General features: G+C 67.3%; 18 protein-coding genes, 2 tRNA genes and 1 pseudogene. 16 read left to right on the plus strand and 5 right to left on the minus strand.

Going from position 1 to position 20,563, the window contains the following annotated elements:
- A pseudogene (locus ABUE31_RS22290) lies at window positions 1-118 on the plus strand (IS5/IS1182 family transposase); the annotation flags it as partial.
- Here the strand turns inward: ABUE31_RS22290 and ABUE31_RS22295 are convergent.
- The gene (locus ABUE31_RS22295) at window positions 115-1,326 is read right to left on the minus strand and encodes an aq_1923 C-terminal domain (protein ID WP_367725974.1); all 1,212 of its coding nucleotides are present in this window, start codon (window positions 1,324-1,326) and stop codon (window positions 115-117) included. The pseudogene ABUE31_RS22290 and the gene ABUE31_RS22295 sit on opposite strands and share 4 nt — an antisense overlap.
- Window positions 1,327-1,522: 196 nt before the next feature.
- Here ABUE31_RS22295 and parC point away from each other — a divergent pair, with 196 nt between their 5' ends.
- From parC to ABUE31_RS22315, 4 genes are all read left to right on the plus strand, one after another.
- Window positions 1,523-3,841 carry a DNA topoisomerase IV subunit A gene (parC, locus tag ABUE31_RS22300; protein ID WP_367725975.1) on the plus strand — a complete coding sequence of 773 codons (2,319 nt, stop codon included), beginning with the start codon at window positions 1,523-1,525 and terminating at the stop codon, window positions 3,839-3,841.
- Between the two features lie 253 nt (window positions 3,842-4,094).
- On the plus strand, window positions 4,095-4,766 hold the full coding sequence (locus tag ABUE31_RS22305; RefSeq protein WP_367725976.1) for a TetR/AcrR family transcriptional regulator: 672 nt from the start codon (window positions 4,095-4,097) through the stop codon (window positions 4,764-4,766).
- A 41-nt stretch (window positions 4,767-4,807) separates the two neighbouring features.
- Window positions 4,808-6,013 carry an efflux RND transporter periplasmic adaptor subunit gene (locus ABUE31_RS22310; RefSeq protein ID WP_367725977.1) on the plus strand — a complete coding sequence of 402 codons (1,206 nt, stop codon included), beginning with the start codon at window positions 4,808-4,810 and terminating at the stop codon, window positions 6,011-6,013.
- Window positions 6,010-9,147 (plus strand): efflux RND transporter permease subunit, encoded by a 3,138-nt coding sequence (locus ABUE31_RS22315; RefSeq protein ID WP_367725978.1) that lies wholly within the window; start codon window positions 6,010-6,012, stop codon window positions 9,145-9,147. The genes ABUE31_RS22310 and ABUE31_RS22315 overlap by 4 nt, the downstream gene beginning before the upstream one ends.
- A gap of 25 nt (window positions 9,148-9,172) precedes the next feature.
- Here ABUE31_RS22315 and ABUE31_RS22320 read toward each other — a convergent pair whose 3' ends face one another.
- On the minus strand, window positions 9,173-9,427 hold the full coding sequence (locus ABUE31_RS22320) for a hypothetical protein (protein ID WP_367725979.1): 255 nt from the start codon (window positions 9,425-9,427) through the stop codon (window positions 9,173-9,175).
- Between the two features lie 281 nt (window positions 9,428-9,708).
- Here ABUE31_RS22320 and ABUE31_RS22325 point away from each other — a divergent pair, with 281 nt between their 5' ends.
- The gene (locus tag ABUE31_RS22325; protein WP_367725980.1) at window positions 9,709-9,921 is read left to right on the plus strand and encodes a hypothetical protein; all 213 of its coding nucleotides are present in this window, start codon (window positions 9,709-9,711) and stop codon (window positions 9,919-9,921) included.
- An 11-nt stretch (window positions 9,922-9,932) separates the two neighbouring features.
- Here the strand turns inward: ABUE31_RS22325 and ABUE31_RS22330 are convergent, their stop codons facing one another.
- A complete protein-coding gene (locus tag ABUE31_RS22330) occupies window positions 9,933-11,465 on the minus strand; it encodes an acyl-CoA carboxylase subunit beta (protein ID WP_367725981.1) in 1,533 nt (510 codons plus the stop codon).
- 256 nt (window positions 11,466-11,721) lie between these two features.
- Between ABUE31_RS22330 and ABUE31_RS22335 the strand changes: the two genes are divergently transcribed.
- From ABUE31_RS22335 to ABUE31_RS22375, 9 genes are all read left to right on the plus strand, one after another.
- Window positions 11,722-11,806: transfer RNA gene (locus ABUE31_RS22335), tRNA-Tyr, on the plus strand.
- Between the two features lie 89 nt (window positions 11,807-11,895).
- A tRNA-Gly gene (locus ABUE31_RS22340) sits at window positions 11,896-11,969 on the plus strand.
- A 165-nt stretch (window positions 11,970-12,134) separates the two neighbouring features.
- A complete protein-coding gene (locus ABUE31_RS22345; RefSeq protein ID WP_367725982.1) occupies window positions 12,135-12,455 on the plus strand; it encodes an ArsR/SmtB family transcription factor in 321 nt (106 codons plus the stop codon).
- 49 nt (window positions 12,456-12,504) lie between these two features.
- Window positions 12,505-13,965: an NAD(P)-binding domain-containing protein gene (locus ABUE31_RS22350; RefSeq protein WP_437344181.1), complete on the plus strand. Its 1,461-nt coding sequence runs from the start codon at window positions 12,505-12,507 to the stop codon at window positions 13,963-13,965.
- Window positions 13,952-15,166, plus strand: a complete 1,215-nt coding sequence (gene arsK / locus ABUE31_RS22355; protein WP_367725983.1) for an arsenite efflux MFS transporter ArsK — start codon at window positions 13,952-13,954, stop codon at window positions 15,164-15,166. The genes ABUE31_RS22350 and arsK overlap by 14 nt, the downstream gene beginning before the upstream one ends.
- A 151-nt stretch (window positions 15,167-15,317) precedes the next feature.
- On the plus strand, window positions 15,318-15,758 hold the full coding sequence (locus tag ABUE31_RS22360; protein WP_367725984.1) for a hypothetical protein: 441 nt from the start codon (window positions 15,318-15,320) through the stop codon (window positions 15,756-15,758).
- Window positions 15,755-16,987 (plus strand): HlyD family secretion protein, encoded by a 1,233-nt coding sequence (locus ABUE31_RS22365; protein WP_367725985.1) that lies wholly within the window; start codon window positions 15,755-15,757, stop codon window positions 16,985-16,987. The genes ABUE31_RS22360 and ABUE31_RS22365 overlap by 4 nt, the downstream gene beginning before the upstream one ends.
- A gap of 97 nt (window positions 16,988-17,084) precedes the next feature.
- Window positions 17,085-17,798, plus strand: coding sequence for a cytochrome c biogenesis CcdA family protein (locus tag ABUE31_RS22370; RefSeq protein ID WP_367725986.1), 714 nt, complete (start codon window positions 17,085-17,087; stop codon window positions 17,796-17,798).
- Window positions 17,799-17,812: 14 nt separating this feature from the next.
- Complete coding sequence (locus ABUE31_RS22375) at window positions 17,813-18,217, plus strand: thioredoxin family protein (RefSeq protein WP_367725987.1); 405 nt, start codon at window positions 17,813-17,815, stop codon at window positions 18,215-18,217.
- A 4-nt stretch (window positions 18,218-18,221) separates the two neighbouring features.
- Here ABUE31_RS22375 and ABUE31_RS22380 read toward each other — a convergent pair whose 3' ends face one another.
- Together ABUE31_RS22380 and ABUE31_RS22385 are read right to left on the minus strand one after the other, a co-directional pair.
- Window positions 18,222-18,992, minus strand: coding sequence for an exodeoxyribonuclease III (locus ABUE31_RS22380; RefSeq protein WP_367725988.1), 771 nt, complete (start codon window positions 18,990-18,992; stop codon window positions 18,222-18,224).
- A 9-nt stretch (window positions 18,993-19,001) separates the two neighbouring features.
- On the minus strand, window positions 19,002-20,204 hold the full coding sequence (locus ABUE31_RS22385; protein ID WP_367725989.1) for a glycosyltransferase family 87 protein: 1,203 nt from the start codon (window positions 20,202-20,204) through the stop codon (window positions 19,002-19,004).
- 242 nt (window positions 20,205-20,446) lie between these two features.
- On the opposite strand from ABUE31_RS22385, the gene ABUE31_RS22390 reads away from it, so the two are divergent.
- Window positions 20,447-20,563, plus strand: a 117-nt coding sequence (locus tag ABUE31_RS22390; RefSeq protein ID WP_367725991.1) for a GTP-binding protein, incomplete at its 3' end; no start/stop codon positions are given.

Genomic DNA, 20,563 nt, shown 5'->3' on the forward strand with positions numbered 1-20,563 from the left:
GATCAAGCAGTTCCGGCGCATCGCCACTCGCTTCGAAAAGCACGCCACGAACTTCCTCGCCGCTGTCGCACTCGCTTCGGCTAGACTCTGGATGCGTTCAGTTGAGTCCACGCCCTAGGGCTGGTTGGCCGTCACGGTCACGCCGAGCATGGTCCACAGCGCCTTGGCGCTGGCGGCGGGGTTGCCGCCGCCGGCCATCGCCGCGCCGCCGAGCATGGTAAAGGGCACCGGGGCCGGCGGCGCAGCGGTGATCTCGATGCTCTCGGGCTTGTCCAGATAGGTGTTGATGGCCGGCACCAGCGCCGCCACCAGGTCGGGCATCTCCATCTGGGCGAGCATGAACGGAAGCGTTGCCTTGGCGAGGTTCACGATATCCTCGCGCTTCTGACCCTGCTGCTTGGCGACGAAGTCGATGATCTTGTCGGTCAGCGAATCGTCGTCGAAGCGGATGCTGGCGCCGCTGAAGCTCAACTGCTGCATCAGGCCGAGGAGTTCCATTTCGGCAGCCGAGGTCGTGTCGCCTTCCGGCTGTGCCGCGATCTTCTTCTGCACGTCCTGGATCGACTTGACGAAGTCGAGCGTGTAGCCGCCGAGACCGAAGGTCACGCCGAGCGTGCCGGCATCGGCGACCGTCACGTCGTTGCGGGTCACCTTCATGACGCCGTCGGCCGGATTCCAGGTGCCGGACATTTCCGCCGAACCGCTGATGGTCTGGTAGCCGAATGCATCGATCGCCGCCTTGGTCTGCGGGTCGCTCACCCCCGATAGGTCGCCGGTGAAGCTCTCGATCCCGGCCACGAAATCCATCGGGCCGCTCTGCGGGTCGGACATGCTGCTGCTCAGGCCGGCCATCGAGAACACGGTCTTGTCGGCCATCTTGAACGCGATACTGGCGACGTCTGCGCGTTCATAGAGCGAAAGGGTCGCCAGCGGATCGGTCGCATCCTCGGAGGGAATCTTCCAGCCCTTGATGACGATCGGGCTCATATCGAAGGTGAAACCCTCGCTCGTCACGGAAAGCGGAGACGTCGTGGTCGTGCCGACCGTGTAGCCGCCATTCTCCTCGACGACATTCGAGAGCGTGACGTCGCCGAGCATCACCGCGTCGTCGTCGCTGGTCGCCTTTACGCTCACGCCCTGCAGCACCATGGACGATGCGTCGCCGCTGACCCCGGCCCATGAGATCGCCGTTCCCTGCGCCGCCGCGACGGCCTTGATCTGCTCCGCCACCGCCTGTGCGTCCTGCGCCGAAGCCTGATGGAACGGAAAGCCCAGCAGGAACGTGCCGAGAGCCAGCCTGCCCAGTGTTCGCGAGTGGATTGCCATGGTCGTTCCCATCCGGTTTCAACGAAGCGCGCCCATTTGCAGCCGGCAACGCGACCGCAATGTGGCGTGAGAAACAGCATTGACAGAAATTGAGGGCAAAAGGCAATCGATCCGCCGCCCCAGCGTCGGCTGCTGGTAAACCAATGCTTCCCGCGCGGCACTTGCCGCGAATCAGGCTGTCGGCTAACCCGGCGCCATGGGAAAAAGCCTCGTTCCGCCGCCTTCCGGGGGCGGTGACCACATCGAGCCGGTCGACCTCAAGGCGGCGCTGGAAGAGCGCTACCTCGCCTATGCGCTGTCGACGATCATGCACCGGGCGCTGCCCGACGTGCGCGACGGGCTCAAGCCGGTCCATCGCCGCATCATGCACGCCATGCGCCTTCTGCGCCTGAACCCCGACCAGGGGTTCGCCAAATGCGCGCGCATCGTCGGCGAGGTGATGGGCAAGTTCCACCCGCATGGCGACCAGTCGATCTACGACGCACTGGTTCGGCTCGCGCAGGATTTCGCGGTGCGCTACCCGCTCGTCGACGGGCAGGGCAATTTCGGCAACATCGACGGCGATAACGCCGCCGCCATGCGCTACACCGAGGCGCGCATGACCGAGGTCGCCACCGCGCTTCTGGAGGGCATCACCGAGGACGCCGTCGACTTCCGCCCGACCTACAACGAAGAGGACGAGGAACCGGTCGTCCTGCCGGGCGCCTTTCCCAACATCCTCGCCAACGGCTCGTCGGGCATCGCGGTGGGCATGGCGACCTCCATTCCGCCGCACAACGCCGCCGAACTCTGCGCCGCGGCGCTTCACCTGATCGACAATCCCGATGCGTCCATCGACGAGCTCATGACGTCGCCGGACCAGTGGGCAGAGATCGAGGAGCGCGCCAAGAGCGATCCCAAGGCCTTGCTGGAATGCAGGGTGCGCGGCCCGGACTTCCCGACCGGCGGCACCATCGTCGACGGCTGGTCGTCGCTGGTCGAAGCCTATTCGACCGGCCGCGGCGGCTTCCGCCTGCGCGCCAAGTGGCGCCAGGAGGACCAGGGCAGGGGCACCTGGCACATCGTCGTCACCGAAATTCCCTATCAGGTCCAGAAGTCGAAGCTGATCGAGAAGGTCGCCGAACTCCTGCTGGCGCGCAAGCTGCCGCTGCTCGAGGACGTGCGCGACGAGAGCGCCGAGGACATCCGCCTGGTTCTGGTTCCCAAGAGCCGCACGGTCGATCCCGGCCTGATGATGGAATCGATCTTCAAGCTCACCGAGCTCGAGACGCGCTTCCCGCTCAACATGAACGTCCTGTCGCGCGGCAAGGTGCCCAACGTGCTCTCGCTGAAGAGCGTGCTGTCGGAATGGCTGGAGCACCGCAAGGACGTGCTCGTCCGCCGCTCCCGGCACCGGCTCGGCGAGATCGAGCGGCGGCTGGAGATCCTCGGCGGCTTGCTGGTCGCCTACCTCAACATCGACGAGGTGATCCGCATCATCCGCGAGGAGGACGATCCCAAGCAGGTCATGATGGCCCGCTGGTCGCTTACCGACACCCAGGTAGAGGCGATCCTCAACATGCGGCTGCGCGCCCTGCGCAAGCTTGAGGAAATCGAGATCCGCAAGGAGCACGACGCGCTGTCGGCGGAGAAGAAGCAGATCGAGGCGCTGCTGGGTTCGGTGGCCAGGCAGTGGAAGACCATCCGCTGGGAGGTTGGCGAGACGCTGAAGAAATACGGCCCGACCACCGATCTCGGCCGCCGCCGCACCGATTTCGCCGATGCGCCCGACCATGACGTCGCCGACATCCACCACGCCATGATCGAGAAGGAGCCGATCACCGTCGTCGTCTCCGAAAAGGGCTGGCTGCGCGCCATGAAGGGGCACCTTGCCGACTTCTCGGCGCTGACCTTCAAGGAAGGCGACAGCCTCAAGCTCGCCTTCCCGGCGCAGACGACCGACAAGATCCTGGTCTTCACCACCGGCGGCAAGTTCTACACCATCGGCGCCGATCGGCTGCCGGGCGGACGCGGCCATGGCGAGCCGATCCGCATCATCGTCGACATGGAGAACGACCAGGACATCGTCACGGCCTTCGTGCACGACCCCAAGCGCAAGCTGCTGCTGGCCAGCCATGCCGGCAACGGCTTCATCGTGCCGGAAGGCGAGGTCGTCGCCAACACCCGCAAGGGCAAGCAGGTGATGAACGTCAAGTCGCCCGACGAGGCGTCGCACTGCGCCACGCTGTCGGGCGACCATCTCGCCATCGTCGGCGAGAACCGCAAGATGCTGGTCTTCCCGCTTTCCGAGATCCCGGAAATGACGCGCGGCAAGGGCGTGCGCCTGCAGAAATACAAGGATGGCGGCGTCAGCGATCTCAGGACGTTCGCCATCGCCGAAGGTCTGTCGTGGCAGGATTCGGCGGAGCGGACCTTTACGCGCAACCGCGAGGAACTGGCCGAATGGTTCGGCGCCCGCGCTTCTGCCGGCCGTATCGCGCCCAAGGGATTTCCGCGCACCGGCAAGTTCGGCTAGCTTTTTCAAAGACCTGGGACGGTCTCTTGCCTGCGCGCCTCAAGGTGCGCGGGCCGCAAACCCATGCGTCGGTCAGTTGACCGTCTGTACGCACCGGAAACCCTTGTCCTGCGCACAAGACGCTTCATGCGCCACGGGGCAGGCCGCGCCTATTGCATTGCAGTATATTGACCGCGAATGATCGTTCGCATAAAGAGAGAATAATCATTCGCATGAAATGAGAGCGAACATTCGCTCGTCAGGGAATTCGATCATGGAACAAGGTGTCTTTTTCGAGGCGACGCAAGCAGAGCCGCTCGAGGTCAACGGGCAGACGCGCGCCGAGCGCCGCGACCAGCAGGTCCAGCGTATCCTCGAGGCCGCGCAGGCGTGTTTCATCAGGTCTGGTTTCCAGGGCGCGTCGATGCAGCAGATCTGCACCGAATGCGGCATGAGCCCCGGCGCGCTCTACCGCTACTTCCCCTCGAAGGAGGCGATCGTCGCGGCCATCTGCGAGGCCGACCGCCAGGACGACCTGACTTGCTTCGGCGTATTCCGCGACGCCACCTCCGCCGTCGACGGTCTGGTCGCGGGCGCGATGGCCCACATCACGCACACCCACAAGAAGGGCAGCGCGGCCCTTTTCGCCGAGATGCGTTCGGAATCGAACCGCAACGACACCATCCGCAACACGGTCGACGGGCACAAACAGGAGATCGCGCAACTGATCGCCCCGCTGGTGCAGCGTGCGATCGACCGTGGCGAGATCGATCCGCCGATCGAGATCCAGACGCTGCTGGCGGTCCTCATGTCGGTCGGCGAGGGCATCGCGATCAACGACCTGCCGGCCCGGGGCATCCCGCTCGAACAGATCGAGACGGCGCTTCGCGCCATGCTGGCGGGCATGCTGAGGCCGACGAAGGAGGGGGCGGGCGAAAGCGCCTGACCCCGACAACAACCCCGCACAATTCAATCCCGGTGACCGACATGTCCGTGAAGTCCAGTCCCGCAGCATCCGTCCTTGCAGCCGTTCTTGGCGCCGCCTTGCTCGGTGCGCCCTCGGCGTCGCTGGCGGCTGGCGAGGCCGCGCCGGCCGCAAGGCAGGCGCCGCCCTCCATCAGCGTCGTCGCGGCGGAGCGGCGCGGCCTGGTCGAGACGCTGGCGGTCAACGGCACGATCGTCGCCCGCGAGGAGGCCGCCGTCGGTTCCGACCTGAGCGGCCTTGCCGTAGTCTCGCTTAACGCCGACGAGGGCGACGTCGTGAAGACGGGCGACATCCTCGCCGTTCTCGACCGCTCGATGCTCGACACCCAGCTCGCCCAGGTCGAGGCGAGCCGCGCCCAGGCCGAAGCCACCATCGCGCAGATGCGGGCGCAGATCGGCGATGCCGAGGTCGGCGTCAGGCAGGCCAGCGAGGCGCTGGAGCGCGCCGACGCGCTGCAGAAGAAGGGCGTCGCGACGGAGGCGCAGCGTGACAACGCCGCGCATGCGCTGGACAGTGCCCGGGCGAAGCTCGATTCCGCCGAAAAGGCGCTGGCCGCTTCCGAGGCCCAGCTCGGCGTCGTCGAGGCGCAGCGCCAGAACATTCTCGTGCAGATCGGCAAGACGGAGCTTCGCGCGCCGGCTGGCGGCCTGGTCCTCGCGCGCGACGCGACGCTTGGCAGCGTGGTGACGCCCGGCGGCGCCCCGCTCTTCCGCATCGCCATCGGCGGCGAGCTCGAGCTGGAGGCGGCGGTGGCCGAGACCGTCCTGCCGCGCCTCGCGGTCGGCATGGCCGCGCATGTCTCCATGCCCGGCGTCGATCACCCCATCGACGGTTCTGTGCGCAGGATCTCGCCCGAGATCGACAAGGCCTCGCGCCTCGGCTCGATCCGCATCGCGCTCGAGCCGGATTCGCCGGCGCGGGCCGGGAACTTTGCGCGCGGCGCGGTGGAACTGGTCAGGCGCGAGGGCGTCGCCGTGCCGGTCTCCGCAGTGATGTATGCCGGCTCCGACGCCTTTCTCCAGTGCGTCGAGGACGGCACGGTGAAATCGCGTTCGGTGACGCTCGGCGCCCGTTCCGAGGGCATGGTCGAGATCCTGTCGGGCCTCGCCGAAGGCGAGGAGGTGGTCGCGCGCGCCGGCACCTTCGTTGCTGACGGCGACGAGGTCACGCCGGTGCGGTCCGGTCCGGCGGAGGCGGTCGGCCAATGAACTGGAACATCTCGGCCTGGTCGATCCGCAATCCTGTTCCGGCGATCCTGCTCTTTATCGTGCTGGTCGCGCTTGGCCTGATGAGCTTTGCGAAGCTGCCGGTCACGCGCTTCCCGAACATCGACATCCCGCTGGTCTCGGTGACGGTCGTCGACCGCGGCGTCGCGCCGAGCGAACTTGAGACGCAGATCACCAAGCGTGTCGAGGACGCGGTCGCCAACCTCTCCGGCGTCAAGAACGTCATCTCGGACCTCACCGAGGGCGTGTCTCGGACGACCGTCGAGTTCCGGCTTGAGGTCGACACGCAGACGGCCGTCAACGACGTCAAGGATGCCATCGAACTGATCAAGGCCGACTTGCCGGCCACGGCGGACGATCCGGTCGTGGCGCGCATCGACGTCGAGGGGCAGGCGATCCTGACCTACGCCGTCGTCGCGCCGGCGATGACGATCGAGGAGCTCTCCTGGTTCGTCGACGACACGGTCATCCGCAGGATGCAGGGCCTCAAGGGCGTCGCCCGGGTCGACCGCTACGGCGGCGTGACGCGCGAGATCAAGGTCGAGATCGACCCTGACAGGCTGAACGCGCTCGGCGTTTCCGCCGGCGACCTGAACCGCGCCCTCAAGCTCGTCAACGCCGACATGACCGGCGGCAACGCCAAGTTCGGCAGCCTCGAGCAGTCGATCCGCACGCTCGGCGGCGCCGAGGAGGTGGCCGACCTGGAAACTTTGGAGATCCCGCTCTCCGGCGGCCGCAAGGTCAGGGTGTCCGACATCGCGACGGTCACCGATTCCTGGGCGGAGCCGACGACCTTCGCGCGGGTCAACGGCGGCACCGTCGTGTCCTTCGCCATTTTCAGGGGCAAGGGCGAGAGCGACGTCGAGGTGAACGAGCGCGTGGTCGCCGCGGTCGCCGAACTCGGCAAGGCCCATCCCGACGTCACCATCACCAAGGTGGACGATTCCGTCGGCTACACGGTCGGCAACTACGATTCGGCGATGGAGACGCTGATGGAGGGCGCCGCGCTCTCGGTCATCGTGGTCTTCCTCTTCCTGCGCGACTGGCGCGCCACGCTGGTGTCGGCGACCGCGCTGCCGCTGTCGATCATCCCGACGTTCTGGGCGCTGTCGATGATGGGCTTTTCGCTCAACCTGGTGAGCCTGCTCGGCATCACCCTCGTCGTCGGCATCCTGGTGGACGACGCGATCGTCGAGATCGAGAACATCGTCCGGCACGTGAAGATGGGCAAGTCGCCCTATCGCGCGTCGCTCGAGGCGGCCGACGAGATCGGGCTCGCGGTGATCGCCATCTCTGCGACCATCATGGCGGTGTTCGCGCCGGTCTCCTTCATGGGCGGCATCGCCGGCCAGTATTTCAAGCAGTTCGGCCTGACCGTCGCGGTCGCCGTGTTCTTCTCGCTGCTCGTCGCGCGCCTCATCACGCCGATGATGGCGGCCTATTTCCTGCGTGGCCACGGCCATGACGAACCCAGGCCCGGCATGGTGATGCGCGGCTACGAGCGCCTGCTGAAGGGGACGCTGCGCTTCCGCTGGCTGACGCTGGCAGGCGGCATGGCTTTCTTCACCGGTTCGATCTACGCGATGGGCTTCCTGCCTTCGGGCTTCATCCCGCGCGAGGACGCCGGCCGCATCGTCTTTTCGCTGGAACTGCCCCCCGGCAGCCGCCTCGATGACACCCGCAGCACGACCGACGCCGTGACTGGCATGATCCTGCAGACGCCGGAAGTCGAGAACGTCTACGTGATCGGCGGCGCCAGCCCGACGGGGCTCCTGGAAACCCGCCGCGCCACCGTCGTGGCCGACCTCAAGCACAAGTCGGAACGCGACCTGCCGCAGCACGAGATCGAGGGCATCCTGCTCGATCGCATGGAGACAATCCCCGACCTGCGCGCCTATTTCGTCAACGATCGCGGCGAACGGCAGCTGGCGTTCGGCGTCATGGGCACCGATGGCGCGGCGCTCGATCAGCAGGCGCGCAAGATCCAGAGCGAGATGGCGGCCACCGGCAAGTTCCGGGCGATCACCTCCAACGCCGCGCTCGACCGTCCCGAGGTCATCGTGCAGCCGGACCTGGAGCGGCTTGCCGAGCTCGGCATCTCGACCGCGACCATCGCCGAAACGCTGCGCATCGCCACCATGGGCGACATCGACCAGAACCTCGCCAAGTTCACGGTCGGCGACCGGCAGATTCCGATCCGCGTCCAGCTGGCGGAGGCCGCGCGCGACGACATCGACGTCGTCAGCCAGCTGCCGGTGACGACGCCGGCTGGCGTCGTCGTGCCGCTGTCGTCGGTGGCGACCATCAGCTTCGGGCAGGGGCCGTCGTCGATCGCCCGCTTCAACCGCGAGCGGCGCGTCGTGATCGGCGCCGACATGGCGCCGGGGGCCGAGCTTTCGGAGGGCCTCGGCGCCGTCTGGCAGCTGCCGGCGGTCAAAAACATGCCGGCCGGCACGCGCATCCAGGAAACCGGCGACGCCGAGGTGATGGGCGAGGTCTTCGCCGGCTTCGCCACCGCCATGTCGACCGGCATCATGCTGGTCCTGGTCGTGCTGATCCTGCTGTTCGGCTCGGTCTTCCACTCCTTCACCATCCTGGGCTCGCTGCCGCTGGCCATCGGCGGCGTGGCGGCCGCGCTGTTCCTGACCAACTCGGCGGTCTCGATGCCCGTGGTGATCGGCATCCTGATGCTGATGGGCATCGTCACCAAGAACGCGATCATGCTGGTCGACTTCGCGATCGAGGAGGTCAAGCACGGCGTGTCGCGCAAGGACGCGATCCTCGATGCCGGACGCAAGCGCGCCCGTCCGATCGTGATGACCACCATCGCGATGTCGGCGGGCATGATCCCGGCGTCGCTGGCGCTCGGCGACGGCGGCGAGTTCCGCGCGCCGATGGCGATCGCCGTCGTTGGCGGGCTGCTGGTGTCGACGCTTCTGTCGCTGATCTTCGTGCCGTCGTTCTACACGATCATGGACGACGCGGCGATCGGCGCCGCCAGGCTCTGGCGCTGGCTGGCGCGGCCGAACGCGGCCGACGAGCCGGACGGGGCCGTCCACCACCCGGCCAACGCCAACGTGCTGCCGCCCAGGGACATGCCGGTGGCTGCGGAATAGGCGAGGGCACGGCGCCCCCGGGCGGCTAGGTCGGCTCGTCCTTGCGGCTGTTCCTGCCTTGGCCCGGCCTGGCGCCCGATCGCACCACGCCGTAGTCCTGCGATTTCGCGCTGGGATCGGCCAGGGTGAAGCCCTCGGCCGCGAGCCCGCGCCGCAACAGTTCTCGCACCGCGGCGGCCCGGCTCGGCATGCGCTTCTCGAACCGGAAGTTCTCGACCGCCACCAGCTCTTCGGCGCTCAGCATGATCTGCAGGCGCTCGGCGCGCTCCAGGTCGGACATGATGGGGCCCCTTGGGTTGATCGAAGTCTATCAACTAATGAGTAGGCGACTGGTTCCACGCCTTGTTGTCATCAGGCACCAGGTACGCACAGGCATTCGAAGCCGACGATGCTGCCTTTGTCTCGCTAGTCGGACTGGCTGTTGATCACGGTCAAGATGTAAAGTGCTAACTAATTGAAAATATTTGACAAAATGGCGATTCTTGTTGCGCGAGACTGCGCCTCGGCGTAGTGTGCCCGTGAAAGGCCGCTTGCCGCATGGGCAGCGGTTCGAGGTGCCCCATGAAAATCATGCTTTCCCAGAGCGTTATGGATGACCTGATAGAATCGGTCCGGTCGGCCAGCTTGCGCGGCATCGTCAACGTATCGGCCATCGCCGAGGAAATCCGCACCAGGAACGCGGTGGCAAATATCGCCCTGGAAGATATCGTCGCCCATGTGATGGCGCATGCGCAGTTGCTCAACGCCGCCATGGAGTTCGACGCCCAGGCGTAGCCTGGCGTCCCTCAAAGCGGAATGTTGTCGTGCTTCTTCCAGGGGTTCTGGAGGTCTTTGTTGCGCAGCATGCGGAGCGCGCGGGCGACCCGGCGGCGCGTCGAATGCGGCATGATCACCTCGTCGACATAGCCGCGCTCGGCCGCCACGAACGGCGACAGGAAGCGGTCCTCGTAGGCCTTGGTGTGGGCGGCGATCTTGTCGGCGTCGCCGATATCTTTCCGGTAGATGATCTCGACGGCTCCCTTGGCGCCCATCACGGCGATCTGCGCTGTCGGCCAGGCGTAGTTGACGTCGCCGCGCAGGTGCTTTGACGCCATCACGTCGTAGGCCCCGCCGAACGCCTTGCGGGTGATGACGGTCACCTTGGGCACGGTCGCCTCGGCATAGGCGAAGAGCAGTTTTGCGCCGTGCTTGATGAGCCCGCCATATTCCTGGCTGGTGCCGGGCAGGAAGCCCGGCACGTCGACGAAGGTGACGAGCGGGATGTTGAAGCAGTCGCAGAAGCGCACGAAACGTGCCGCCTTGCGCGATGCGTCGCTGTCGAGCACGCCGGCCAGCACCATCGGCTGGTTGGCCACGAAACCGGTGGTCCGTCCCTCGACGCGGCCGAAGCCGGTGACGATGTTCCTGGCGAAACTCTGCTGGATCTCGAAGAAGTCGCCCTCGTCGGCGGTCTTCAGGATGAGTTCCCTGATGTCGTAGGGCTTGTTGGCGTTGTCGGGAACGAGGCGGTCGAGCGACGGGTCGTGGTCGTCGACGGTCTGCGCGCAGGCGATCTCCGGAATGTCGGCCGTATTGGAGGCCGGCAGGAAGTCCACCAGCCGGCGCATCTGCAGCAGCGCCTCGACGTCGTTGTCGTAGGCGCCGTCGGCGATCGACGACTTCGTCGTGTGCACGCTTGCGCCGCCGAGCTGCTCGGCCGTGACCGTCTCGTTGGTGACCGTCTTCACCACGTCCGGCCCGGTGACGAACATGTAGGACGTGTCGCGCACCATGAATATGAAGTCGGTCATGGCGGGCGAATAGACGTCGCCGCCCGCGCAGGGGCCCATGATCACCGAGATCTGCGGAATGACGCCCGACGCCAGCACGTTGCGCTGGAACACCTCGGCATAGCCGCCGAGCGCGGCGACGCCCTCCTGGATGCGCGCGCCGCCGGCGTCGTAGATGCCGATGATCGGCGCCCGGTTCCTCAGCGCCATGTCCTGGATCTTCTGGATCTTTTCCGCATGCGCTTCCGACAGCGAGCCACCGAATACGGTGAAGTCCTTGGCGAACAGGAAGACGGTGCGGCCGTTGACCGTGCCCCAGCCGGTGACGACGCCGTCGCCGGCGACCTTCTGCTTCTCCATGCCGAAGTCCGTGGAACGGTGCTCGACGAACATGTCGAACTCCTCGAACGAGCCCTGGTCGAGGAAGATATCGATGCGCTCGCGGGCGGTGAGCTTGCCGCGCGCATGCTGGGCGTCGATGCGCGCCTTGCCGCCGCCCATCCGGGCGATTTCACGGCGGCGCTCGAGTTCTTTCAGCACGTCCTTCATTTAGCCGCTCTCCGTGACGAAGACCGTCGTAGCACGGCTTGCGGCAGGCGCAAGCGGCGGTGCCCGGGCCGACGAATCCGGCGGGCCGGCATGCCGGACGCAGCGGAAGCGGAAATTATCCGTCCGCGCCCGGTTGTCGCGGTTGACAGTCCCGGCAGGCGCGGCCATAAGGCGCTTCGCCGATTTCCGGGGCAGGTTCCAAGCCCGGCCTGGAAAGCGGAGGAAATGCCTCGTTGCATGGCTCCGGCGTCAGTACGGAGGGGTGTCCGAGTGGTTAAAGGAGACGGACTGTAAATCCGTTGGCTCAGCCTACGCTGGTTCGAATCCAGCCCCCTCCACCACTGTCGCACCGGAAGCCAGCGCATCGCCCTGAAGCTGGTCGCTTTTCATGGGCGGCTGTGGCACAAGAGGCGAGCGCCGTCAGCGCGGTGCGGGTGTAGCTCAATGGTAGAGCAGCAGCCTTCCAAGCTGAATACCCGGGTTCGATTCCCGGTACCCGCTCCAGTCTGCCCCTGAAAGTCCCATAACGCGCCTTCACGCCATCGTTGCCGGATTCGCCTCGGAACTGCGTCCGGACGCGTTCGTCGTCTGGCGGTCTGCCCGCCTTGTATTTCGATAAATGTCGAAATTCGTTTGACGTCGACACGCGCTTTCGCTACTCATATTTCCATGAAACTCGAAAAAGCGGCGGCGCAGCTTGAAGCGCTCGGCAATCCGACGCGCCTTCAGCTCTATCGCACCCTGGTCCGCGCCGGCGACGAAGGGCTGCCGGTCGGCCGCGTGCAGGAGACGCTCGGCATCGCGGCCTCGACGCTCTCGCATCACCTCAAGCGCCTCGTCGACACCGGGCTGGTCACCCAGGAGCGGCAGGCGACCACGCTGATCTGCCGCGCCAACTATCCCGGCATGAACGCGCTGATCGGCTATCTCGCCGACGAATGCTGCGCGGACGGCAAATGCGCACCCGCCGCAAAGGGCGTCGCCGCCTGAGGGCATTTTTTTCGGACATAAATTCGAAGATACCGGAAGGATCGAACATATGGACGCGATGACACCCACCGAGCTACCCGTCGCGATCGTCGGCGCCGGCCCGGTCGGACTCGCCGCTGCCGCGCATCTGGTCCAGCGCGGCATCGCCCCGCTCATCCTCGAACAAGGGGCGAGCGTCGGGGCCGCGCTTCTCGAATGGGGGCATGTGCGGGTGTTTTCGCCCTGGCGCTACAACATCGACGCCGCGGCGCGCGCCCTGCTCGAGCGCTCGGAATGGACCGCGCCCGATCCGGATCGCCTGCCGACGGGCGGCGAGATCGTGCGCGATTACCTGGCGCCGCTCGCGACGCGCCCCGAGATCGCGCCGCACCTGAAGCTCGGCGCGACCGTCATGGCGATCACGCGACAGGGACACGACAAGGCCTCGAGCGAAGGCCGCGACGGAGCGCCCTTCGTCATTCGCTACGAGCGGCAGGGTAGGGTGCATCGGGTGCTGGCCCGGGCCGTCATCGACGCGTCGGGGACTTGGTCGCGCCCGAACCCCATCGGCATCGACGGCCTGCCGGTCGAGGGGGAGCGGGAGGCGGCGGGCCTGATCGCCTACGGCATTCCCGACGTCGCCGGGGCGGAGCGGGACAGCTATGCCGGCAAGCGGGTGCTCGTCATCGGCGGCGGTCACTCCGCGATCAACGTGGCGCTGGCGCTGATGGAACTGCAGGCCGACACGCCCGGCACCGAGATCCACTGGGCGCTGCGCCGCAGCGGCGTCGAAAGGTTGCTCGGCGGCGGTCTCAACGATCAGTTGCCGGAGCGCGGCGCGCTCGGGCTTGCCGCGCGCCAGGCGATGCAGGACGGCCGCCTTGCGATGCTGACGTCCTTTGCCGCCGAACGGATCGAGCCCGCCGCAGGCGGCGTCGTGGTTCATGCGACGCTTGCCGGCGCGCCCGCCCGCCTTGAATTCGACCGTATCGTCGTCGCGACCGGGTTCCGGCCCGACCTGTCCTTCCTGTCCGAACTGCGCGTGGCGCTCGACCCGGTTGTCGAAGCGCCGCCGGCGCTGGCGCCGCTGATCGACCCGAACCTCCACTCCTGCGGGACGGTGCCGCCGCACGGCATCGAGGAACTGCGCCATCCCGAGCCCGGTTTCACCATCGTCGGCGCAAAATCGTACGGCAGGGCGCCCACCTTCCTGATGGCGACGGGCTACGAGCAGGTCCGCTCCGTGGTCGCCGGGTTAGCCGGGGATCACGCGGCGGCGCGGGCAGTTCACCTCGTGTTGCCGGAGACCGGCGTCTGCAACACGCCATCGCCGCCGCAAACCAATGCCTGCTGCGGCGACGGCGATGCGAAGGTCGACGGCTGTTGCGGCGGCCCCGCCCCGACGGAGGCGGATTCCTGCTGCCTGCAGGACGCCTTCGCCAAGGCAGAGGGCAGGTCGGGCTGCGGTTGCGGTTCGGCGGCGTCGGAGACCGCCGCGGCCGGGGTGCGAAGGGCCGATGCATTCGCCTGAAGCAAAAGCGCCGGCTGCCGCGATCTGGGCGCTCGGGCTGACGCAGATCGTCGGCTACGGCACGCTCTACTACAGCTTCGCGATCCTCGCGCCCGCCATGGCAGCGGAGTTCGCGCTGCCGAGCCAATGGGTCTACGGCGCCCTGTCGGCGGCGCTCTTCCTCGGCAGTCTGCTTGCGCCGACGGCCGGCCGGCTTGCCGACCGCCACGGCGCCGGGCGGGTCATGACCTTCGGGTCGTTCGCGGCCGCGCTGTCGCTTGCCGCGTGCGCCGCCGCGCCGGCGCGCTACAGCTTCGTGGCGGCCCTGATCGCCATGGAAATCGCGTCGGGCTTCGTGCTCTATGCCGCCGCCTTCGTGGCGATCGTGCAGATGGGGTCGGTCGGCGCGCAACGCTCGATCACGCACCTGACCCTCATCGCGGGCTTCGCTTCGACCCTGTTCTGGCCGCTGACGACGGTCCTGCACCAGCATCTGAGCTGGCGCGAGGTCTATGTCGCCTTCGCCGCGCTGCATGTCCTTCTCTGTGTCCCGATCCATGCCTGGATCGCCCGGCTTGCCAACCGGCGCAGGCTGGCGTCCGCCGGCTCGGGGACAGGCCCCGAGCACCCGGATTCTGCGCCGTCGCAGCCGGCCCGCGCCCGGGCGCTGCTGCTGATGATGATGGCTGGCTTCGCTCTCGAAGGCTTCGTGATGTCGGCAATCCTGCTGCACATGGTGCCGCTTCTGACGACGCTCGGGCTCGGCACGGCCGGCGTCGCGGCCGCCACCCTGTTCGGCCCGGCCCAGGTGGCGAGCCGTCTGGTCAACATGGTGTTTGGCGGACGCCTCCGGCAGACGGTGCTAGCGATCGTCTCGGCGGCGCTGCTGGCGGCCGGGCTTGGACTGCTTCTGGCGACCACGCCCATGACCGCGGGCACGACGCTGTTCGTCGTCCTCTTCGGCCTTGGCTCTGGACTGGCCTCGATCATCGGCGGCACGCTGCCGCTCGAGGTGTTCGGCCGGCGGACCTATGGGCTGCATGTCGGGTGGATGAGCGCCGCCCGGCAGTTCTCCTCGGCTTTCGCGCCGTTTGTCTTCGCGCTGATGATGGCCGCTATTTCCGTGCCCGGCGCAGTCGCGGTCCTGATGCTGGCCGCCGCGCTCGGCGCCTGCGCCTTCGCCGCGGTGGCCGTGCTCGCGGGTCGCATGCCCGGCCTTTAGGAGGCGACGAGGTCCCGTTGGCGCGGGCTGATCCTGTTCTGGAGCCCGGCGGGGCCTGCTCGTCCTAGCTCAGCCGGTCTGCCCTCGCGACTGGACAAATAGGTCGTCCGGTGATTCGATGAGCCCAGCGCTCTTTGAGGGACGGGCGATTATGACTGACGTGGTGATGCATGCGGCGGCGCCGGGTCATCTGCCCGGGTTCATCACTGCGCCCGGCGAGACCGACCCCCTCATGGTCGGATCCGTGATCTTCCTGATCCTGTTGGTCATGGGGCTGGGGAGCCTCTACTTCTGGCTCCATTCGATTCCCGAGCGGATGGCCCACGGCACGGGGCGCATCCAGTTCCAGCTTGTCGGCGTTTTGGCGCTCCTGGCGCTGTTCACCCACAACAACCTGTTCTGGGTGCTGGCGCTGTTCCTCTCGCTGGTGCCGATCCCCGATTTCTGGACGCCGGTGGCGTCGATGGCCGAGTCGCTGGCCAGGATGGCGGGCCGCCGCGCTCCGTCGCCGGAAGCGCCCGAACAGCCGGTGCTGCCGCTCGAGCCACCCGCCGCTTCCGACGAACGGACCGACGACGAGGCGCGGCCATGATCGAGGTCCTGCTCTGCTCGCTCGTCACCATCCTGCCGGACTTCCTCTACCGGCGGTTCGTGCAGGACAAGCGGATCGGCCGCGAACTCACGCTCTACACGGTCTGGTACGAGCTTCGCTACGGCATCACCGCCTGCCTCGGCCTGACCATCCTGCTGCTGACGCTGATCCTCTACTTCCACCCATCCACCAAGAGCGCCATCACCTTCTACCGCACGGTGCCGATCCTGCCGGAGGGTTCCGGTCGGGTCGAGGAGGTCTATGTCCGCTTTCAGGACAAGGTGACGGCGGGCCAGCCGATCTTCCGTCTCGACAGCTCCACCCAGGAAGCCGCCCGCCTGACAGCGGAGCGCCGCGTCGCCGAGGTCGATGCGGCGACCGAACTGGCCCGGACCGAACTGGTCGGCATGGACGCGAAGATCGCCGAGGCCGAAAGCGCCTATCAGCAGGCCGTGGAGGAACTGGATACCAAGACCGAACTGCAGCGGCGCGACGCCGGTACCGTTTCGCAGCGCGAACTGCAGAAGCTGAAGAACATCGTCGATGGACGGCAGGCCGCCGTCGCGGCGGCGATCGCCGGCAAGCAGTCGGTCGAGACCCAGGTTTCGACATTGCTGCCCGCGCAGAAGGCAAGCGCCGAAGCAGCGCTCGCGCAGGCGCAGGTAGACCTCGACAAGACGGTGGTGCATGCCGGCGTCGACGGCACTCTGGAACAGTTCACGCTGCGCAAGGGCGACATCGTCAATCCGCTGATGCGCTCGGCGGGCGTCCTCATTCCCACCGAAGCCGGCCGCGTCGGTCTCGTCGCCGGCTTCAACCAGCTCGAGGCCCAGGTGATGAAGCCCGGCATGATCGGCGAGATCGTCTGCATCTCGAAGCCGATGACCATCATCCCGGCCGTCGTCACCAGCGTCCAGGACCTGATCGCGGCCGGCCAGGTGCAATTGTCCGACAGGCTGGTCGACCCCAGGCAGGTGCTCAGCCCCGGGACGATAACCGTCTACATGGAGCCGCTGTTCGCAGGCGGTTTCGACGACGTGCCGCCCGGCAGCAGCTGCATCGCCAACGCCTATACCGACAACCACGACCGGTATGGCGACCCGAACCTCGGCGCCGGGCAATGGCTTTTCCTGCACGCCGTCGACGCGGTCGGCGTGGTGCATGCGATCATCCTGCGGATCCAGGCGCTGCTGATGCCGGTCAAGATGCTGGTGCTTTCAGGACATTGACGTCGCCGGCCGATAACGCGGATGTTATCGCGGCGCATGTAATGTTCTGCCGCCGCTGGTCGTAAAAACGATCAACGACCACTGCGCGCGAGACATCATGCAACTTGTCTTCGGCTATCTTGCCGGGCTCCTGACGCTCATCAATCCCTGCATCCTGCCGGTGCTGCCGATCGCGGTTGCATCCGCCTCCTCGTCCAGCCGCTGGGGGCCGGTCGCGCTTGCCGCGGGCATGGCGCTGACCTTCACCCTGTTCGGCGTGGCAACCGCGTCGGTCGGGCCGGCGATTGGGCTGACCCCTGACGTCGTCTCCAGGGTCAGCGCTGCGATGATGGTGCTGTTCGGGTTCGTGCTGCTCGTGCCGAGGGCCGGCGACGCCTTCGCGACCGCCGCGGCCGGCATTGCCAGCACCGCCAGCGCCAGGCTCGGCGCCGTCGACGAAGGCTGGCTCGGCGGCCAGGTTCTCGGCGGCATGCTGCTCGGCGCGGTCTGGTCGCCCTGCATCGGGCCGACGCTCGGCGGCGCCATCTCGCTCGCCTCGCAGGGCGCCAGCCTGGCATGGGCGGCGGCGATCATGCTGGCCTTCTCGCTCGGCGTCGCGACAGTGTTCCTGGCGATTGCCTATGGCGCGCGCGGCGCGCTGCGCACCAACATGGCCGGGCTGCGCGCGGTGGCCGCCTGGTCGAAGCCCCTGATGGGCGCGGTCTTCGTCGCTGTCGGCCTTGCCCTGTTCTTCGGGCTCAATCACGTCATCGAGCAGGCCGTGCTCGACGCCATGCCGATATGGCTGCAGGACCTTTCAGTCAGACTTTGAAGCGGAGAAAGACCATGATCAGACGCACCTTCATCCTCGGCCTGGCTGCCTCGGCGGTAATCCCGGCCATGCCCGCGCTGGCGGCCGGCGGCTTCGTCGACTACCGGCCGGGCGTCATCGAGAAGGCGCTTGCGGCGGGAAAGACCGTGTTCGTCGATTACGCCGCGACCTGGTGCACCACCTGCAAGGCGCAGTCGCGCGTGCTGGCGCAACTGATGAAGGAAAATCCCGCCTATGCGCAGTCGATGACCTTTGTCCGCGTCGATTGGGACGACTACGGCAACCAGCCGGTGGCGCGCGACCGCAACATCCCGCGCCGCTCCACGCTGCTTGTCCTGCGCGGCGACAGGGAACTCGGGCGCATCGTCGCCGGTACGTCGAAGGCCGAGATCAAGGCGCTGCTCGACAAGGGGCTTTGACGCCCTATGCCAGCCTGATCCAGGCCGGCGCATGGTCGCTGGCGCCGTCGCAGCCGCGCACGGCGCGGTCGATGCCGGCGTCGCGCAGCCGCCCGGCGACAGACGGCGACAGCAGCAGGTGGTCGAGCCGCAGCCCGGCGTCGCGCTGCCAGCGCTGCCGCTTGTAGTCCCAGAACGTATAGATGCGGGCGCCCGGGTGCCTTGCGCGCAGCGCGTCGGTCCAGCTGCGGCCAACCAGCCGCCTGAACGCCGCGCGGCTCTCCGGCTGCACCAGCGCGTTGTCGTCGTAGGATCGCGTCGGGTAGATGTCGAGGTCGCCCGGCACGACGTTGTAGTCGCCGGCCAGCACGACCGGCGCGCCGGTCTTGCGCAAGGCGGTGGCGTGGGCCTGCAGCCGCTTCAGCCAGGCAAGCTTGTAGTCGAACTTCGGGCCGGGTTGCGGGTTGCCGTTCGGCGCGTAGATCGACGCGATCAGCACGCCGTTGACGGCGGCCTCGATGTAGCGGGCCTGCCGGTCCGCGGGATCGCCGGGCAGGGCGGTGCGCGTCAGCACCGGCTCGGCGCCGCGCGCGAGGATGGCGACGCCGTTCCACGTTCGCTGTCCCTGCCATACGGCGCCGTAGCCGGCGCGCGACAGCGCGTCGGCCGGAAAGCGCTTGTGCTCGCACTTCAGTTCCTGCAGGCAGGCGACATCGGGTTTTCGCGACGCCAGCCATTCGAGCAGGTTGTCGAGCCGGCGGTTGACGTCGTTGATGTTGAAGGTCGCGACGAGCATGCGCTGAGACTAGCGCTCCGGCGCAGGCTGCCAAGTCCGGCTGCGCAGCGTCTCGCTCCGCGCGGCGCGGGCGATCACCAGCGCCAGGATCAGCAGCCCTGCGGCGAGGCCGGTGGCGATGTGGTCGGCCGGTCCCCATCCCACGAGCAGCGCCGCTGCGACCACCACCGCCGCCTCCCTGGGCGAGAAACCGGTGCGGCCGAGGAAAGCCAGCGGGATGGCAAGCACGACGAGATCGTAGATGAAGGCATAGGGCGAGGCGAGGATCGTCGCGATCGCCAGCGCGGCGGCCTTGAGGTCGAACGCCGCGTCGGAGCGCCACAGCCGCGCGACGCCGATCGCCAGTGCGACGACGAGCGTCCCGTGCGCCATCCATGCCGCGCGGGCGGGAACGTCCTGGGCGCGCAGGAACCCGTAAAGGCTCTGCAGCTTGCCGAAGTCGGTTCGCCCGCTCGTCAGGATGGCGTCGTTGATTCGGGCGATGGAATCGAAGAAGGCGCTCCAAACCGGAATGCCGAACGCCAGCGTGGCGGTTGCGGCGAGCGCAGCCGTCGAAAGCGCGGCCCATGCGACGACCCGCCAGCGCCCGCCGGCCATCAGCGCGACCGGGATCAGCAGGCCGAACTGCGGCTTGTAGGTGAGCAGCCCGAACAGCACGCCGGCCAGCGCCGGGCGCCGGTCGATCAGCGCGATGCCGGCGCCAAGCAGGGCGGCGGTCAGGAACCCGGTCTGCCCGACGACGGTGTTCCACAGTACGGCCGGCCAGGCGAGGGCGGCGAGCGTCGCGTTCCAGCCGCCGACCGCCAAGCGTACCGCGCAGAGATAGAGCGGCAGCCCGACCGCGCTCCAGAGGACCATCGCGACCGGATAGGACGCCAGCGCCAGCAGCGGAGTCAGCAGCAGGAAAGTCGGCGGATACTGGAAGCTGAAATAGCCCTTGATCGCGATGCCGCCTGCCGTGGCCACGTCCTTGTGGGCGGTCCAGTCGTAGGCCGCAGCCGGCGCGCCCCGCAGGACCAGCTTTCCGGCGGCCCAGAAGGCGACGAAGTCGGCGGCCACCGGTTGCCCGTCCTTGCCGACGAGCCAGACGCCCATGGCATAGGTCGTGGCGAGCAGGGCGGCATAGGCGACGACGAGGCCGAACAGCACGAGATGGATGGTTCGGCGATACCGGCCAAGCCCGGCGCCCGGCTCCTTCGTTTCTGACTGCATCCTGCGCGGTCCCGCTTCTGCCTGGGCAATATCGCACCGGCCGGCTTAAGGTTTGGTGACGCGGTCCAAGTCCGACGGCCGCGGTCGACCGTCCGCGGTGGCGGCGAGGCGGGCACGGATGACACGGGTTGCTGCCGAACGGGGCCGGACCGGGCAAAACCCCCTTGTCTTTTGAAGCCTTTCTCGTTAATCGCCCCCCATTCGAAATCCGGTCCCGTCTTGCTGACTGTAGGAAAGAAGAAATGGCAAAAGGAAAATTTGAGCGCACCAAGCCTCATGTGAACGTCGGCACGATTGGTCACGTTGACCATGGCAAGACGTCGCTGACCGCGGCGATCACGAAGTTCTTCGGCGAGTTC

It is taken from the genome of Mesorhizobium marinum (assembly GCF_040813675.1).
In the GTDB taxonomy this organism is placed as follows: domain Bacteria; phylum Pseudomonadota; class Alphaproteobacteria; order Rhizobiales; family Rhizobiaceae; genus Mesorhizobium_K; species Mesorhizobium_K marinum.